At 72.4% G+C, this 15646-nt stretch carries 12 protein-coding genes and 1 tRNA gene; 3 read left to right on the top strand and 10 right to left on the bottom strand.

All coding sequences use genetic code 11. The features are described 5' to 3' along the window. Positions 1-44: 44 nt before the first annotated feature. A complete protein-coding gene (locus DEJ18_RS03685; protein ID WP_258376839.1) occupies positions 45-1301 on the bottom strand; it encodes an AI-2E family transporter in 1257 nt (418 codons plus the stop codon). Between the two features lie 94 nt (positions 1302-1395). Between DEJ18_RS03685 and DEJ18_RS03680 the strand changes: the two genes are divergently transcribed. Beyond that, complete coding sequence (locus DEJ18_RS03680; protein WP_111209593.1) at positions 1396-2604, top strand: winged helix-turn-helix domain-containing protein; 1209 nt, start codon at positions 1396-1398, stop codon at positions 2602-2604. A 30-nt stretch (positions 2605-2634) separates the two neighbouring features. Here the strand turns inward: DEJ18_RS03680 and DEJ18_RS03675 are convergent, their stop codons facing one another. Further along, positions 2635-3216: a LemA family protein gene (locus DEJ18_RS03675; protein ID WP_111082032.1), complete on the bottom strand. Its 582-nt coding sequence runs from the start codon at positions 3214-3216 to the stop codon at positions 2635-2637. A gap of 261 nt (positions 3217-3477) precedes the next feature. On the opposite strand from DEJ18_RS03675, the gene DEJ18_RS03670 reads away from it, so the two are divergent. Beyond that, positions 3478-5865: an Ig-like domain-containing protein gene (locus DEJ18_RS03670; protein WP_146241476.1), complete on the top strand. Its 2388-nt coding sequence runs from the start codon at positions 3478-3480 to the stop codon at positions 5863-5865. 34 nt (positions 5866-5899) lie between these two features. On the opposite strand, the gene DEJ18_RS03665 is transcribed toward DEJ18_RS03670, so the two are convergent. The 8 genes from DEJ18_RS03665 to DEJ18_RS03630 form a co-directional block, all read right to left on the bottom strand. Then, positions 5900-7222, bottom strand: a complete 1323-nt coding sequence (locus tag DEJ18_RS03665; protein ID WP_181434113.1) for a threonine/serine exporter family protein — start codon at positions 7220-7222, stop codon at positions 5900-5902. A gap of 51 nt (positions 7223-7273) precedes the next feature. Then, positions 7274-7347: transfer RNA gene (locus DEJ18_RS03660), tRNA-Leu, on the bottom strand. Positions 7348-7443: 96 nt separating this feature from the next. Beyond that, positions 7444-8916 (bottom strand): NAD(P)/FAD-dependent oxidoreductase, encoded by a 1473-nt coding sequence (locus DEJ18_RS03655; RefSeq protein WP_111082029.1) that lies wholly within the window; start codon positions 8914-8916, stop codon positions 7444-7446. Between the two features lie 43 nt (positions 8917-8959). Continuing rightward, entirely contained in the window at positions 8960-9508 is a 549-nt protein-coding gene (locus DEJ18_RS03650; RefSeq protein WP_111082028.1) for a DUF501 domain-containing protein, read from the bottom strand. A 35-nt stretch (positions 9509-9543) separates the two neighbouring features. Next, positions 9544-10116: an FtsB family cell division protein gene (locus DEJ18_RS03645; protein WP_111209591.1), complete on the bottom strand. Its 573-nt coding sequence runs from the start codon at positions 10114-10116 to the stop codon at positions 9544-9546. A gap of 395 nt (positions 10117-10511) precedes the next feature. Next, positions 10512-11795: a phosphopyruvate hydratase gene (gene eno, locus DEJ18_RS03640; RefSeq protein ID WP_111082026.1), complete on the bottom strand. Its 1284-nt coding sequence runs from the start codon at positions 11793-11795 to the stop codon at positions 10512-10514. A gap of 98 nt (positions 11796-11893) precedes the next feature. Beyond that, on the bottom strand, positions 11894-13138 hold the full coding sequence (hisS, locus tag DEJ18_RS03635) for a histidine--tRNA ligase (protein WP_111209590.1): 1245 nt from the start codon (positions 13136-13138) through the stop codon (positions 11894-11896). A 218-nt stretch (positions 13139-13356) separates the two neighbouring features. After that, on the bottom strand, positions 13357-14238 hold the full coding sequence (locus tag DEJ18_RS03630) for a MazG family protein (protein WP_111209589.1): 882 nt from the start codon (positions 14236-14238) through the stop codon (positions 13357-13359). A 143-nt stretch (positions 14239-14381) separates the two neighbouring features. On the opposite strand from DEJ18_RS03630, the gene nhaA reads away from it, so the two are divergent. Next, a complete protein-coding gene (gene nhaA / locus DEJ18_RS03625; protein WP_111209588.1) occupies positions 14382-15560 on the top strand; it encodes a Na+/H+ antiporter NhaA in 1179 nt (392 codons plus the stop codon). Positions 15561-15646: the final 86 nt, after the last annotated feature.

Here is a 15646-nt window from a genome sequence, read left to right as displayed (position 1 = left end):
TCCCATCATCGTCGGTCACGGCGCGGTCGGGTGCCACGTGACGCTCAGTTGGTGCTGGCGGTACCGGGCTCCGCCGCGGGCTCGGCATCGCTGCCCGGTGCCGGCACGTCGTCGCCGACCTGGTGACGGCGCCGTCGGAGGAGCTGGATCCGGCCGTGCTGGCCACGCTTCGGAGTGGCCTCGAGCACGTGGTCGGAGTCGAGCCCGCGCCACCGGCCGCTGGCGATCGTCGTCACCATGGCGTTGAGCGTCGCGATCAGCGGGACCGCGAAGAACGCCCCGGCGATGCCGGCCAGCCCGGAGGCCGCGGTCACGCCGAGCACGACCGCGAGCGGGTGCACCTTGACCGCGTTGCCCATGACGAGCGGCTGCAGGATGTGCCCCTCGATCTGCTGGACGAGCAGGACGACCGCGAGCACCAGGACCGCCGCGAGCGGACCGTTGAAGATCAGCGCGACGAAGACCGCCAGGAAGCCGGTGACGATGGCACCGACGACGGGGATGAACGCACCGAGGAACACGATCGCGGCGATCGGGATGATGAGCGGCATGCCGCCGAAGAACAGGCCGACGATGAACGCGCCGAGTCCGATGCCGACGGCGTCGACGAACGCCACGAAGATCTGCACGCGGATGAAGCTCGTCAGGGTGATCCAGCCCGCGACGCCCGCCCCGTCCACGGTGGCCCGGGCCTTGCGCGGGAAGAGCCGCACGGTCCAGCGCCAGACGTTCTTGCCGTCGACGAGCAGGAAGATCGTGGTGAACAGGATGATGAAGAGCGCCTCGAACACGTGCGTCGCGCTCGACCCGGCGCTCGCGACCCCGGACAGGATCGTCCCGGTGTTGTCCTGCACCCACTTCGTCGCCTCGTTGATCCAGGTGTCTACGTCCGCCTGTGAGATCCCGAACCCGGAGGTGAGCACGAGCTCCCGGACGTTGGCGAACTGGGACACGGTGCGGTCCCGGAGCGAGGGGTAGGACGCGATGATCTGGTCGATGACGAGCCAGAGCAGGCCCGTCACCGCGGCGAGTCCCGCGAGCAGGCTGAGGACGATGGCCAGCCACTTCGGCACGTGGTGGCGTTGCAGCCAGTTCGAGACCGGCACGAGCAGCGCGGAGATCACGATGCCGATCAGGAAGGGGATGAGGATGTCGCTGAACACCGTCATCAGCCAGACGAAGAGCGCGATCACGCCCGCGACGGCGAGCACCCGCCACGAGAACGCGCCCGCGATGCGCATGCCGATCGGCACCGAGTCCTCGACCACGGGGTCGGGATGCGTCTTCTTTCCCCAAGCCATGCGCACACTGTATCCACGGCGTGCCGGGCGAGTACCGGACGCGGCATGTGTCCGGCGACGGAACGCTGTCGGCCGCCCTCGGTAGCGTTCCCCCATGGTCAGGACCACGCTCTCCGCCGCCGAGGCCCGCCGTGTCGCCCTGGCTGCCCAGGGGTTCGGTCGAGCCCGCCTCGAGCCGGTCTCGGCACGGACGGTGTCCGCGGGCGCAGCTCGGCTGGGCCTGCTGCAGATCGACTCCGTCAACGTCTTCGAGCGCAGCCACTACCTGCCGTTGTTCGCCCGGCTCGGCGCCTACGACAAGGGGACCCTGGACCGGTTGACCCTCACGCAACGCAGCCCGTGGCTCGAGTACTGGGCGCACGAGGCCGCGTTCGTCCCACGCGACGACCTCCGCCTGTTCCGGTGGCGGATGGACGCGTACCGGGAGCGCGATGCGACACGACCGAACCGGGTGGCCGGGGTCGAGCGCACCGCGCGGGTCCGTGACGAGCTCCTGACGATGCTCGCGGCCGAGGGCCCGATGCCGGCGAGCGCGGTCGAGCACGAGTCGAATGTCCGACGCGGTCCCTGGTGGGGGTGGAGCGACGTCAAGCACGGTCTGGAGCAGCTCTTCCGCTGGGGTGACGTCGTCAGTGCGGGCCGCGCGGGCTTCGAGCGGGTGTACGCGTTGCCGGACCAGGTGTTGCCGACCGGGTACTTCGCGACCGCGCCGGGTCGAGCCGACGCCGTTCGGGAACTCGTCCGCCGGTCGGCCCGCGCCGTCGGCGTCGGTACCCGGGCGGACCTGGCGGACCACCACCGGTTGCGTGCGGACGACACCGCCGCGGCGATCACCGACCTCCAGGACGCCGGGGAACTCGTCCCGGTCACGGTCGAGGGCTGGCGGGACCCGGCATGGATGCACGTCGACGCCCGGGTGCCCCGACGGATCGATGCCGATGCGGTACTCAGCCCGTTCGACCCCGTCGTGTGGTTCCGCCCGCGCGCCGAGCGACTCTTCGGCTTCCACTACCGGATCGAGATCTACACACCGGCACCGAAACGGGTGTTCGGCTACTACGTCCTGCCGGTGCTGCAGGACGACGCACTCGTGGGTCGCGTCGACCTCAAGAGCGACCGGCAGCGCGGCGTGCTCCACGTCCGCACCGCGTGGCACGAGCCCGGCTCGGTGGTGGACGTCGGCCGACTGGCGGCGCTGCTGCGTCGGACCGCGGCATGGCAGGGGCTCGGGGACGTCGAGGTCACCGACCGCGGGACGGCGGCACCGGCACTGGCCGCAGCGCTGGGCGTCCGCCCGCACTGAGCCGTCCGGGTGGCCGGCGGCGCATCGCCGTCAGAACTGCACGCGCGGGGGTTCGGCGATCGCGGCCGGTTCGGCGGTCTCGAAGAACGGTGCCGGGCCGACGCCGCGGCTCTTCGCGAACGTCGACGTGGGGAACGACTTCACCTTGGTGTTGAGTTCGCGGACGCCGCCGTTGTAGTGCCGGCGGGCGGACTGGATCTTGTCCTCGGTGGAGACGAGCTGCGACTGGAGCTCGAGGAACGCCTGGCTCGACTGGAGCTGCGGGTAGTGCTCCGCGACGGCGAAGACGCCCTTGAGCGCCTTCTGCATGTGTCCTTCGGCGGAGGAGGCCGCGACGGCGTCCCCGGCGGCGAGCGTCTCGGTGCGGGCGTCGGTCACCGCAGCGAACACGGACTTCTCGTGCGAGGCGTACCCCTGCACGGTGCTGACGATGGTCGGGATGAGCTCGGCACGCTGCTGCAGCTGCTCGGCGATCTCCGACCACGCGCTGTCCACCCGACCCTGCAACGCCACGAGGGACTTGTGACTGACCCAGAGCCAGATCCCGATCACCACGAGGACGACGACCACCACGCCGATCACGATGAGTGTCGTGACGAGTCCGGTGTCCATTCGGGCGTACTCCTTTGCGCGTCGGGTCGCGGTCGTGCCGGACCCCTGCGGGTCCGTCGGGTCGGACCAGGACGGTCCGGATCGATCTTACCGAGCAGGTCCGGACGCCTTCGCCGGGGACCGATGTTCACGGGCGATTCCCGAGTGCCGCACACCGGGTTCGCGGGCGCTGTCCGGCGGAGACGTCGATCGAGCGCGGAACCGAACCGGTCACCGCGCGGGGTGTTGACCCCGGCGTCCGGATCACGTGGGATGGACCGGATGGACACGGCAGGGGACGACGTGGGACAGCGGGACGGCAGGGGCGACGTCTCCCGTCGTCGACCGCGGACGACCCCGGGCGGTGCCGGCAGACGCGGCCGGAGCACGAGCGGCAGCGTCGCCCGCCTGCTCGTCGTGACCGCCGGACTCGTCCTCGGGCCGCTCGTCCTCCTGCCGCTCGACGCCGTCCCCGCGGTGGCTGCCACGTCGACCCTCCCCGGCGCCGGCACGAGCCCGGCACCGACCCAGCCGCCCACCTTCGCGAACCCGGTGCCGGCGCCGGGCGCCCCGAGTCCCTCGCCGACCAGGACGCCGGTCGCCCCTCCGTCGAGCGGTGCCCCGACGGCCCCCACGATCACCGACCCTGGTGACATCACGACCGACCTCGCACGCTTCTCGGGACGCGCCACCCCCGGCCACGGTGTCCGCGTCGCCGACCCCGCCGTCCCCTCGGCCTCGGTCTGCCGGACGACCACCAGACCCGACGGGACGTGGTCGTGCGTCGGGACCGTGCACTCCGGTCCGGCCCAGGTCTTCACCGTCCTCGACACGACGACGTCCTCCCTCCCGAGCGTCGACGCAGCCCCGTCGGACGTCATCGTGCCGCCGGTCGTCGCGACGCGACAGCCGACCACGGGTGCCGTCGCCGGCACCGGGCGGGCCGGTGCGACCGTGACGGTGACCCGCGCCGGGAGCCCCGCGGTGCGCACCGCGACGGTCGGCCCCACCGGCACCTGGCACGTCTCGTGGGGTGTCGGCCCCGGTGCGCCGGCGGACGGCACCTTCACCGTCACGGCCACCCAGACCGCCAGCACGGCGGACGGCTACCGCTCCGACCTCCGCAGCGCGGTCTCCGCACCGAGGAGCGTCACGATCGACCGGACCCCGCCGGCGGCGCCGCGCATCAGCACGCCGGCCGCTGCCTCGCGGGTCGATGCACGCTCGCTGCGCATCGCCGGCAGCGCCGAGGCGGGCACCATCGTGACCGCCTACGTCGACGACGTGGCGGTGTGCCGCTCGGAGGTCACCACCGCCGGCTCCTGGTCGTGCCGCGTCGCGGACGTGTTGCGGCCCGGGTCGCACCGCGTCGGCGCGGGTGCGCAGGACGTGGCCGGCAACACCTCCCGGTCGGCGTCCGCGGTGACCGTCCGGGTGGGCGGTCCGTCCGCTGCGGGCTCCGGCGGACCGACCGGCGCGAGCGACGCCTCCGGAGCACCCTCGTCCGGTCGGGGTCCGACGACCGGCACCACGCCGGGAGCCGGTGCCGGGGACGGGACCGGCCGCGGTGGCGCAGCCGGCCGCGGCGCGGGGAGCGGTCCCGACGGCGGTGACGACCGGGGGTCGGCAGGCGGACTGCCCGGTGGCGGGACCGACGGTGGACACGGCGGGCGGCCGGACTGGTCCGGGCCCGCGGGCGACTGGTCGATCGCCACGACCTACGACCACGCGGTGCCGACGATCCAGTCCTCGTTCTCGTGGCGCACGCTCGCGATCGCCGCCGGTGCCGCCGTGGCGTTCCTCCTGCTCGTCGCCGGTCCGGTCCGGGCCCTCGCCGGGGCCCTCCGCGTCCGGGCACCGGGCCCTGCCTCCCGGTTCACCGGCCGGAACCGGCCCCGGTCCGAGCGCACCCGCGGCGACGACGCCCTGCCGGCCTGGGCCTCCGTCGGCATCGGGGTCGCCCTCGCGGGACTGCTCGCACTGCTGAGCACCGGCATCGCGCTCGAGGCCCGGTACGTCCGCCTCGCCCTCGGCGTCGTCGCCGGGGTCGCCGTGCTCACGGCCGGCGTCGTGCTCGCCGCTCGGTGGGCCGCGGGCGAGGACCGACGGGCCGTCACGTTCCGCGTCTCGCCCTGGCTCGTGCTCGCCGCGGTCGTCGCGAGCGGCCTGACCCGCGTCGCGGACCTCTCCCCCGCCCTCGTCGTCGGCGTCCTCCTCGTCCCGGTCGGACGCACGGACGTCGACACCGCAGCGATGCGGCTCGGCAACGGCGTCGCCGCGTGTGCCCGGAGCGCGACCTGGCGTTCGGTGACACTGCTCGTGATCGCGGCCGCCGGCTGGGTGCTCCACAGCGTGACCCCGAGTGCGGGCTTCGCCGGCTCGCTCGCGTCCGAGTTCGCGAGCACGCTCTGCGTCGGCGCCCTCGGCTCGCTCGTCGTGACGCTCCTCCCCCTGCGCGGCTCGGCGGGAGCCGCGCTCGCGTCCGTCTCCCGTCCGCGGTACGCGGCCCTCGCGGCGGTGGCCGTCGGGCTCGCCGCCGCGGTCTACTCCGGCCCGACCGGGACACACGTGCCGGTCGCCGCGATGGCTTCGGGCATCGCGGTCCTCGTCGTCCTCGGAGCGGCCGCGTGGGTCTGGCTCCGGCACCAGGAGGGCGCGCAGACTCCCTGATCCGGCCCCGCCGGCCGGACCGGACGGAGGCCCGTCAGGAGGTCGGGGCGGACCGGGCGAACAGACCGGGCAGCAGGCCGCCGATCTTCGTCCCGACGCAGAGACTGACGAAGGTCGCCAGCGGCGTCGCGAGGGCCGCCGCGTCGAAGGTCGCGACCGCGACCAGCCCGACCGTGCCGGGCACGAGCAGCAGGAACGCCGGGCGGAACGACACCGTCGCCGGGACCACCGGCACGATCCGCTCGAGGACGCGGGTCGCGACGAACAGCAGCGCCGCGGCGAGGCCGGTCGCGACGACGCTGCCGCTGAACGGCGTGAGCCATGACACCAGCGCATAGGCGGTGACCATGACGACCACCGACGCCGCCGTGAGCCGCCAGCCGGAGCCGAACACCAGGCTGATGCCGGTCGCGAGGACCACGACGGCGACCCAGGACGCCCAGAGCGCCGGGACGGCCTCCCAGCCGGCACGGTCGGTCCCGATCCCGGCGACCTCACCGACGAGCGCCGCGGAGGTCGGATCGACACGGAGCCCGGTCACCGCGCTCCCCGCAGCGATCCCCGCGGCCATGAAGCCGAGCATGATGAGGCCCTGCATGAGCCGGGCGGAACCGGTCACGATGTCGGCGGCGGTGAGCTCGAGCAGGGCGTTCGTGATGAGGGCTCCCGGCACGAACACCGCGACCGGGGCGCACACCGCGTAGAGCGGGACGTGGTCGAACCCGGTGCCGGCGGCCACGAGTCCCACCACGGCCGTCGAGCAGAAGGCCGCGAGGAACGGGACGACGGCCACGGCCTCGCGGAAGCGCCGCAGCAGCAGACCGATCACCCCGACGAGCGCTCCGACGACGAGCGCGAGGAGGACCGCCCACCACGGGCAGCGGAACACCACGGCGAGCCCGGCCGACGTGAGCGCGTTGCCGAGCACCCACGGCACCGGGGCCGGCGGCCGGGTCCCCTGCCGGATGCTCCGGACCCGGGCGGGTATCTCGGCGAGGGCGATCGCGCCGCGCTCCAGGCCGAGCACGAGACGGTTCGCGCGGGCGGACTGGCGGAACGAGAGCTCGATGCCCTCGGCGTTGACGATGGTGGCGGCACCGGTCGCGGTCTCGCTGACGATGACGAGCGCGGGCAGCACCCCGATGGCGAGTCCGTCGCCGACCCCGGCCGAGTCGCGGGCCTTCTCGAGCGCCGAGCGGACGTCCGTGACGGAGCTGCCGGCGTCGAGGAGCAGGGCGCCGAGCGTGCCGAGCAGCATGCCGACGGGGACGGTCTCACCGTCGATGACCTCGACGTGGGCCTCGGGGCGCCGCAGCGCATCCCGGAGGTTCGTCAGCGCACTCCCGATCCCGACCACCTGGTCAGCGTAACGAGTACGCCCGGAGGGACTCGAACCCTCGGGTCTTCGTACCCCCGGAGGGACTCGAACCCTCAACTCGGCGATTTTAAGTCGCATGCCTCTACCGATTGGGCCACGGGGGCGCACGACCGCTGACGGTCGGGCCGGATCAGCCTACCGACGCACGGAGGGCGGCCTCCCACCGGGTGACCGCCCTCTCGACCGCGTGTGTGCGGTGCTTACTCGGTCTTCGCCGACTCGCCGGCGCCGACGGGCTCGGCGGCCTTCGAGACGTCCTCGGCGGGCGTCGCGTAGGCGGGACCGGCAGCGCCGGCCGGCTGGCCCTCGGCCGGGGACTCTGCTGCCGGAGCGGCCTCGACGGCCGGCTTCGGGCGTGACGCCCAGGCCTCGAACGCTGCGCGCGGGGTCTCACGGTCGTCGAGGGAGGCGATGTCGCGACCCAGGAAGAAGTTCCCGACCCAGTCGCCGACGACGCGGATCTTGCGCTCCCACGAGGGCATGGCCAGGCCGTGGTAACCACGGTGGGCGCCCCAGGCGAGGAAGCCCTTCATCGAGAACTTGCCGGACTGGAAGACACCGATGCCGAGACCGAGGCCCGCGACGGCGCCGAGGTTCTCGTGCTTGTAGTCGACGGTGGCTTCGCCGCGGATCGTCGCGACGAGGTTCTTCGCCAGCTGCTTGGCCTGGCGGACCGCGTGCTGGGCGTTCGGGACGCACATGCCGCCGACGCCACCACCGGTGAGGTCCGGGACGGCCGCGACGTCACCGCAGGCCCAGGCGTCGGCGATGACCGTGCCCTCGTCGACGATGCGGAGGTCGGGCTGCACCGTGATGCGACCGCGGGGCTCGAGCGGGAAGTCGGTGCCCTTGACCATCGGGTTCGCCATGACTCCGGCGGTCCAGATGATGAGGTCGGACTCGATGACCTCGATCGACTCGTCCTTGGCCTTGAGCTGGCAGACGCCACCCACGGCCGAGGCGAGCTGCGTCTCGAGGTGCACCGTGGCACCCCGCTCGGCCAGGTTCTTGAGGACCCAGTGCGAGGTCTCGAGCGAGACCTCGGGCATGATGCGCCCCATGGCCTCGACCAGGTGGAAGTGCGTGTCCTCGAAGGCGATCTGCGGGTAGCTGCTGAGCAGGTCCGAGACGAAGGAGCGGAGTTCGGCGAAGACCTCGATGCCGGCGAAACCGCCACCGACGACGACGACCGTGAGCAGACGCTGCCGCTCGGGGCCCGCGGGCAGGTTCGCCGCCTTCGCGAAGTTGGTGAGGATCTTGTCGCGGATCGCGGCGGCCTCTTCGATCGTCTTGAGGCCGATGGCCTCGTCCGCGACGCCCGGGATCGGGAAGGTGCGCGAGACGGCACCGGCCGTCATGACGATCTGGTCGTAGGACTCCTGCCACGGCTCACCGACGGCGGGGGTGATCGTCGCGGTCTTGTTCGCGTGGTCGACCCCGGTGACCTTCGCGGTGACGACGCGCGTCGTCTTGAGGTGACGGCGGTGCGAGACCACGGCGTGACGCGGTTCGATCGAGCCGGCGGCGACCTCGGGGAGGAACGGCTGGTAGGTCATGTACGGCAGCGGGTCCACCATGACGACCTCGGCTTCGCCCTGGCGAAGGTGCTTCTCGAGCTTCCATGCGGTGTAGAAGCCGGCGTAACCGCCGCCGACGACGAGGATCTTGGGCACGGGTGGTGATCTCCTTGGGGTGGTTGAGCTGCTGGGAGGCTGGTCAGGACTCGCCGCCACCCACCCCGACTCCGGCGTCTGCACCATCATCATAGGCCCGGCACTCACACCGGGAGGGCGACCAGTCCGCACGCTGCAGCGCGAGGTCGCCGATGGGGTTGACGCCGGGTCCGGCGGCGAGGGCGTGACCGACGAGCGCGTGCAGGCACTTCACCCGGGTGGGCATGCCACCAGCGCTGATGCCCGCGATCTCCTCGACGTGCTCGATCGACTCGCGGTCGTCGAGGTACGCCTGGTGCGCGCGGCGGTACTGCTCAGCGGTGTCGGGGTCCTCGAGCAGTGCGGCCAGCTCGGGCATGACCTGGTTGGCCTCGAGGGTGCTGACGGCTGCGGTGGCGGCCGGGTGGCACAGGTAGTACAGCGTCGGGAACGGGGTGCCGTTGCCGAGGCGGGGCTTCGTGGACACGACCGTCGGGTTGCCGCAGACGCAGCGAGCGGCGATGCCGATGACGTCGCGGGCGGGGCGGCCGAGCTGGGCGCTCACCACCTGCACGTCGTGCGCGGTCGGCGGGTCGAACGGAGGGGTCGTCACGGGGACGTGAGCCTACCGGACTCCGCGCGTCGGCCCTACTTCGAGGTCGAGCCGCCGTCGGTGGCGCCGCTGTCCGAGCTGCCGCTGTCCGTGGTGCCGCTGCTGCCCTCGAGTTCGTCGCTCGTGTCGTCCGACAGGCCGGACTCGAGCACGGAGGACAGCATCGACTGCACCCAGTCGACCTTCGGCGTCTGCACGGTCGAGCTGACCGGAGTACCGGAGTCGGTGGTCGGCGCGGGCGTCGCCGAGGTCCCGCCGTCCCCGCCCATCACGAGGTAGCTCTCCTCGCCCGGGTACACGTAGAGCAGTCGGTCGCGCGCCTGCGCCTCGATGTAGGCCGGGTCGTCCCAGCGTGCGACGTCGTGCTTCTTCTGCGCCACGTCGGCCTTCTGAGCCGCGACCTGGCGCTGCATGCCGGTGATCTGCTCCTGCTGCTGCACGAGCGTGCGGAGCGAGGGGGCGAGCACCACGACGAAGAGCACGATGATCGCCAGCATGAGCAGGCTGAAGCCCGAGAAGTGCAGCGACCGGTACCACGGTTGCCCGGAGGTCGCGCCCTCGGGCATCACCACGGGGACGCGGCGGACGCGGGGCTTCTGGCTGGGCACGGGACGACGATAACGCGGCCGCCGGGGCTCGGCACCCCGGCGCGCGCGCGTTGCGCAGCCTCTCAGCGACGCGGCCGGCCTGGGAACCGGCCCCGACACGCTGCCGCGTCCAACGGGCGCCTCTGAGCGGACGAGACACCGCCGAGTGGACCGGACGCCACTCAGCGGGCCAGACGCCGCCGGATGGGCCCGGCGGCGCCCAATGGGCCGGACGCCGCCGAGTGGGCCAGACGCCGCCGAGTTCGACGGCGTCTCGCGCGGAAGAGGGCGTCACGCGCAGACAGACGCGTCTCGCACCGGAGGCCCGCCTCACCTCCCCGAGGGCCGTCTCAGCCTGCCGGGACGACGGGAACGCCGCCCTCCCCGGAGGGAGGACGGCGTTCCGAGGGTGCTGGTTACAGCGATGCCGAGCGCGGGAACGCCGAGCGGCCGGCGTAGACCGCGGCGTCGCCGAGCTCTTCCTCGATGCGGAGGAGCTGGTTGTACTTCGCCACGCGGTCCGAGCGGGCCGGGGCGCCGGTCTTGATCTGACCACCGTCGACCGCGACCGCGATGTCCGCGATCGTGGTGTCCTCGGTCTCGCCGGAGCGGTGCGACAGGATCGCGGTCATGCCGTGACGGTGCGCGAGGGAGACGGCGTCGAGGGTCTCGGTCAGCGTGCCGATCTGGTTCACCTTGACGAGGATCGAGTTGCCGGCCTGCTCGTCGATGCCACGCTGCAGACGCGTCGGGTTCGTCACGAACAGGTCGTCGCCGACGATCTGCAGCTTCGAGCCGAGCTCGGCGGTCAGGTGGGTCCAGCCCTCCCAGTCGTCCTCGGCCAGCGGGTCCTCGATCGTGGCGAGCGGGTAGTCGCGGGCCAGGTCGACGAAGTACTGCGTGAACTCTGCGCTCGAGAGCTGCTTGCCCTCGAAGGAGTACTTGCCGTCGTGGAAGAACTCGGTGCTGGCGACGTCGAGGCCCAGCGCGATGTCCTTGCCCGGGGTGAAGCCGGCCTTCTCGATCGCCGCGAGGAGGAAGTCGAGCGCCGCGCGGTTCGAGGCGAGCTCCGGTGCGAAGCCGCCCTCGTCACCGAGGCCGGTCGCCAGGCCCTGCTTCTTCAGCTCGCCCTTGAGGGCGTGGTAGGTCTCGACACCCCAGCGCAGGGCCTCCGAGAAGGACTCCGCGCCGTAGGGCACCAGGAAGAACTCCTGGATGTCGACGTTGGTGTCGGCGTGCGCGCCACCGTTGACGACGTTCATGAGCGGGACAGGCAGCGTGTGCGCGTTCGGGCCGCCGAGGTAGCGGAACAGCGGCAGGTCGACCGAGTCGGCCGCGGCGCGGGCCACGGCGAGCGAGGCGCCGAGGATGGCGTTCGCGCCGAGGCGGGACTTGTTCTCGGTGCCGTCGAGCTCGATGAGTGCGGCGTCGACGAGGCGCTGGTCGGTGGCGTCGAAGCCCTCGAGCGCCGGGCCGATCTCGTCGAGCACCGCCTCGACGGCCTTGAGGACGCCCTTGCCGCCGTAGCGGGAGTCGTCTCCGTCGCGCAGCTCGTACGCTTCGAAGGCGCCGGTGGAGGCACCGGACGGGACGAGGGCGCGCGAGACGACACCGTCGTCGAGGAGGACCTCGACCTCGACCGTCGGGTTGCCTCGGGAATCGAGGACTTCGCGTGCGCCTACGGCATCGATCACTGCCACGGGGTACTCCCTGTCGTTGGGTTGTTGTGGTTGCGTGGTCGATCCTAGCGACGCCGGTCGGGCTCGACGGCGGGCTGTGGATGACCGGCGGGCGTCCGTCAGGCGAGCGGACGGAACTCGACGCCCTCGAGCGTCTCGGTGTCGGCGCCCACGGAGGCGAACGCGCCGAACCCCTGCTCCGCGAGCCCGGCGAGCAGGTTCTTCATGTTCTTCGTCCGCTTTTCGAGCCGGACGCGGTGGTGCGCGTCGAGCGCCTCGGCCTTCAACGCCGCGAGCCGGACCGGATCGACGTCCTTGTCGTAGACCAGCACGACCGCGTCGGACTCCGCCGAGCCGGGCAGCGACACGAGGTCCACGAGCCGCTCGAACCCGAGCGAGAACCCGACCGCCGGGACGTCCTGCCCCAGGAAGCGTCCGATCATGCCGTCGTAGCGTCCGCCACCGCCCAGGCTGTACCCGAAGTCGGGGTGCGCGACCTCGAAGATCGTGCCGGTGTAGTAGCCCATGCCGCGGACGAGCGTCGGGTCGAAGCGGAGGTCGACACCGGGCAGCGCCGCCCGGAGCCGCTCGAGGTCGGCGAAGGCCTCGGCGTCGAGCCACTCGGCACCACGGACACTCTCCCAGTCGGCGGACTCGAACGCCCGGATGGTGTCGGCCGTGGTCCCGGGGTCGAGGCCGAGCGTCTGGCCGAGCTCCTCCGCGACGCCGACGGCCCCGATCTTGTCGAGCTTGTCGACCGTGATGAGGGCTCGGTCGGCTGCCGACTGCTCGGTGACCCCCCACGATGCGAGGAGGGCGAGCAGGATGCGGCGGTCGTTGATGCGGATCGACGTGCCGACGATGCCGAGCGCGTCGAGTGCCGCGGTGGTCGCCCGGATGAGCTCGATCTCGGCGAGCTGCCCGGGCTCCCCGAGGACGTCGATGTCGCACTGCACGAACTGGCGGTAGCGGCCCTTCTGCGGCCGCTCGGCACGCCAGACCGGGGCGATCTGCACGGCACGGAACACGCTCGGCAGTTCGGCACGGTGCGATGCGTAGAACCGCGCGAGCGGCACGGTCAGGTCGAACCGGAGCCCGAGGTCGGCGAGGTCGAGGGGTGCAGCGGCCTCGCGCAGGTCGTCGGTGGTGAGGCCGCGGCGCATCACGGCGAAGGCGAGCTTCTCGTTGTCGCCCCCGAGCCCGGAGTGCAGACGCGCGGCGTCCTCGACGACCGGCGTCTCGATCTCGTCGAACCCGTGGCGCGCGTAGACACCGCGGATGACGCCGAGCACGTGCTCTCGCCGGGCCTTGTCGGCGGGGAGGTGGTCTCGCATGCCTCGGGGGGCAGTCACGGTCGTGGCCATGGCGTCAATCTTCGCAGAGCAGGAGCCGGGGTTGCAGCCGCCGGTGTCCGCTGATATGCTGCATCCAGAACCTCGGCCGGAACGTGCCTGATCCACATGCCGGTCGTCAGCGGGGGCGATGTGCTGCAGGCGCCTCCGCGGTTCGGGCGGGATCCCCTGACGAGACGTTGCTCCCTGGTGGCGTCTCCTCCCGCTCGCGGGCGTCCTCCTTTTTCGGGTTAGGAGGACGCCCGCTCCACGTCGTCGCCGCCCCCGGGCTCGCTGGTCCCGGCGACGCCACGCTCGAGCTCCCGACCCGAAGCCTCGAGCATCGCCACGGCGGCGCGGAGACTCGCGACGGGATCGATCCCCTGCTCGTGCGCCACCGAGACCTCGGCCAACATCCCGGCTCCCCAGGCGGCATCGACCCGGGTCCCGGCCTGCGAGCCGAGCACGGCCGCAGCGACGTCCCCGGCCCCCGCAGTACCCGCGACAGCCACGTCTCCCGCAGGATCGGTCCCGCCGGTGGCGGTCGGAGTGGCCGTGCCGTCCGCCACACCGTCTGCATCGGCAGCGACCGGCTCGTCCCCCGCAGCGGAGGCCCCCACGACGTCGAGCACGGCCCCGTCCGTCACCGAGGCCACGGCTGCGTGCAGGTCGCCACGCTCTTCCAGGCGTTCGAACAGCTTCACCGCGCGTTCGAGCGGCGGCATCGCCCGCGGCACCCCCGTGTAGGTGCTCGTCCGCGAGGACTTCTCGGCGGCCTTCGCGGCACGCCAGACCCGGATGACGTCCTCGACCGTGTGCGCCTCCTCGTCGCCGAAGACGTGCGGGTGGCGGCGCTGCATCTTCTCGCGGACCGCCGCGGCGACGTCGTCGAGGTCGAACCGCCCCTGACGTGCGGCGATCCCCGCGTGCAACACCACCTGGTACAGGACGTCGCCGAGTTCCTCCCGGAGTTCGTCGTCGTCCCCGTCGTCGATGGCGTCGACGAGTTCGTACGCCTCCTCCACGGCGTACCGGGCGAGGCTGGCGTGGGTCTGCTCGCGGTTCCAGACGCATCCGTGCTCGGGGTCGAGCAGGCGGTCCACGACGGCGACGAGTTCGGCAACGACAGTCATGCCGCCATGCTGCCACCCGCAGCTCCGCGTGGATCGGACACCAGGGTCGCCCCACTACGATGGGCGTCGGTGTGTCGGGAAGTCTGGTCGACGGTCCGTTCCCCGTACCCGACCACCGGGTGCCCGTTCCCCCTCGGAGCCGCATGCCCTCCTTCGTCCGTTCGCCTCGCTTCAGCGCGATCGCCCTCCTCTCCGCCGCCGTCCTCGGACTGATCGTCGCGAACACCGCGCTCGGCCCCGGGCTCGAGCGCGGTCTCGACTGGCACACCCCCTGGGGCGCGGTCGGCCTCGACCTGTCGGTCGCCCATTGGGTCAGCGACGGCCTGCTCGCGGTCTTCTTCCTCCTGGTCGCCGTCGAACTGAAGCACGAGCTGGTCGCCGGTGAACTCGCCAACCCGAAGACCGCCGTCGTCCCCGCCATCGCCGCCGTCGGTGGAGTGCTCGTCCCGGCGCTCGTCTACCTGCTCGTCACCGCCGGCACGCCGTACACACACGGCTGGCCCATCCCGACGGCGACGGACATCGCGTTCGCGCTCGGGGTCCTGGCCATGTTCGGGCGGGGGTTGCCCTCGACGATCCGGGTGTTCCTGCTCGCCCTCGCCGTCCTCGACGACCTCATCGCCATCGTCATCATCGCCGTCGTCTTCGCCCACGGCACCGACTTCCCGGCCCTCGGCGGCGCCGCGGTCCTGCTCGTCGTGTTCGCGCTGCTCGGTCGTCGGCTGCGGCCGGGCAGCGCCGCGCAGCCGGTCCTCATCGTCGCGATGGTCCTCATCGGCCTGGTCACCTGGTGGCTCGTGTACCACTCCGGGGTGCACGCGACGATCGCCGGCGTGGCCCTCGGGCTGGTCCTCCCCCGTCGACCGGGCGGCACCCTGCACGAGCACGTGGAGCCGTGGTCGAACGCGATCGTCCTGCCGGTCTTCGCCTTCGTCTCGGCGGCCGTCGTCATCCCCGCCGTCGGACTCGGGGAACTCTCCCCGACGTTCTGGGCGGTCGTGCTGGCACTCCCCGTCGGCAAGGTCATCGGCATCACGCTGTTCGGTGTCGTCGCCGGTCGACTCTTCCGCGGTCCCGGTCGGTCGACGCTCTCGTTCGGGTCGGTGGTGACCGTGGGCGTCCTCGGTGGCATCGGGTTCACGGTCTCGCTGCTCATGAACGAGCTGGCGTTCGCCGCGAACGAGGAGATCGTCGACGAGGGCGTCCTCGCGGTCCTCGTCGGGTCGGGCATCGCGATGGTCGCGTCCGCCGTCGTCGTGTCCGTGCGGGCGCGCCGGTACCGCCAGCGCCGCGAGCTGTCCGAGGCCGAAGCCACCGAGTAGCGCCGGTCCGCGCACCAGCGCGACCACCAGACGGACGGGAGGCCCGGGACGGATCCGCCGCCGCGGGCCTCCCGTCCGTCCGGTGG

It is taken from the genome of Curtobacterium sp. MCSS17_015, from assembly GCF_003234265.2.
In the GTDB taxonomy this organism is placed as follows: domain Bacteria; phylum Actinomycetota; class Actinomycetes; order Actinomycetales; family Microbacteriaceae; genus Curtobacterium.
This window is presented reverse-complemented; position numbering and strand designations above follow the sequence as displayed.

What these genes read in the sequence shown, in the direction of transcription:
- DEJ18_RS03685 (WP_258376839.1), bottom strand. Translation starts at nt 1,301, where the DNA reads ATGGCTTGGGGAAAGAAGACGCATCCCGACCCCGTGGTCGAGGACTCG.
- DEJ18_RS03680 (WP_111209593.1), top strand. Translation starts at nt 1,396, where the DNA reads ATGGTCAGGACCACGCTCTCCGCCGCCGAGGCCCGCCGTGTCGCCCTG.
- DEJ18_RS03675 (WP_111082032.1), bottom strand. Translation starts at nt 3,216, where the DNA reads ATGGACACCGGACTCGTCACGACACTCATCGTGATCGGCGTGGTGGTC.
- DEJ18_RS03670 (WP_146241476.1), top strand. Translation starts at nt 3,478, where the DNA reads ATGGACACGGCAGGGGACGACGTGGGACAGCGGGACGGCAGGGGCGAC.
- hisS (WP_111209590.1), bottom strand. Translation starts at nt 13,138, where the DNA reads ATGGCCACGACCGTGACTGCCCCCCGAGGCATGCGAGACCACCTCCCC.
- DEJ18_RS03630 (WP_111209589.1), bottom strand. Translation starts at nt 14,238, where the DNA reads ATGACTGTCGTTGCCGAACTCGTCGCCGTCGTGGACCGCCTGCTCGAC.
- nhaA (WP_111209588.1), top strand. Translation starts at nt 14,382, where the DNA reads ATGCCCTCCTTCGTCCGTTCGCCTCGCTTCAGCGCGATCGCCCTCCTC.